Genomic DNA, 941 nt, shown 5'->3' with positions numbered 1-941 from the left:
CCACAGGCCCTCGGCCTTCGCCCGGTCCTTCAGCCGCTCCATCGTGGGCGAGGGGGCACGGCTCTCCGTCCGCTCGGCCGCGACCGCGGCGGTGGCCGGCAGGATCTCGGCGGCGATGAAGGCGCGGACGCGGTTCAGCCAGTGCGTCTGGGACTGGGAGAGGTTGAAGTCCACGGTGTCCGCTCCCTAGGGTTTTCCTGCCGGCCAGCGCACCAAGCTGTGCGAGCCGGCTGCCCGCCGTCCCACTGCCTTCACCCGCGGCGCGACGGGCCCCCTCTCCCGTGCGGGAGAGGGTTGGGGTGAGGGACGAGAACTCTCAGGATCAAGCAACCCAGCGACGCGCGTCCCTGGCGCGCCGCCTCCGGACAGACCTGATCCCTCACCCTGTCCCTCTCCCGCACGGGAGAGGGGACCTGCGCTCCAACCCGAATCGAACGTGGATGTTGATCGACCCGGATCACGCCACCCCTCACAGATAGGCCGATCCCATCTCGCTGGCGAAGCGCTGCGGCGGCCCTTCCCAGACGATCCGGGCCTGCTCCAGCACGTAGACCCGGTCGGCGTGCGGGAGCGCGAAGGTGACGTTCTGCTCGCCGAGCAGGACCGTGATCGGCGTGGTCTGCCGCAGCTTCTCCAAGGCCTTCGACAGCAGCTCCAGGATCACCGGGGCGAGGCCGAGCGTCGGCTCGTCGAGGATCAGGAGGCGCGGCCGCATCATCAGCGCCCGGGCGATGGTCAGCATCTGCTGCTCGCCCCCCGACAGGGTGCGGGCGCTCTGCGTCTCGCGGGCCTTCAGGATCGGGAACAGCTCTTAGAGCCAGTCGCGCTGCCTGGCGCTCTCGGCCTTGGGGAAATGCTTGCCCGCAAGGTCGAGATTCTCCCGCACGCTGAGGGTCGCGAACAGTTCGCGGGTCTCGGGGCACTTGAACAATCCCGCCCGG

At 69.7% G+C, this 941-nt stretch carries 1 pseudogene; it reads right to left on the bottom strand.

The features are described from left to right. Positions 1-469: 469 nt before the first annotated feature. Positions 470-941: pseudogene (locus tag I53_RS31070) on the bottom strand (ATP-binding cassette domain-containing protein); the annotation flags it as partial.

The organism is Methylobacterium sp. B1 (assembly GCF_000333255.1).
GTDB classification, from domain to species: Bacteria; Pseudomonadota; Alphaproteobacteria; order Rhizobiales; family Beijerinckiaceae; genus Methylobacterium; species Methylobacterium fujisawaense.
The sequence above is the reverse complement of the archived record's forward strand: the minus strand, read 5'-3'. Positions and strand labels throughout refer to the sequence as shown.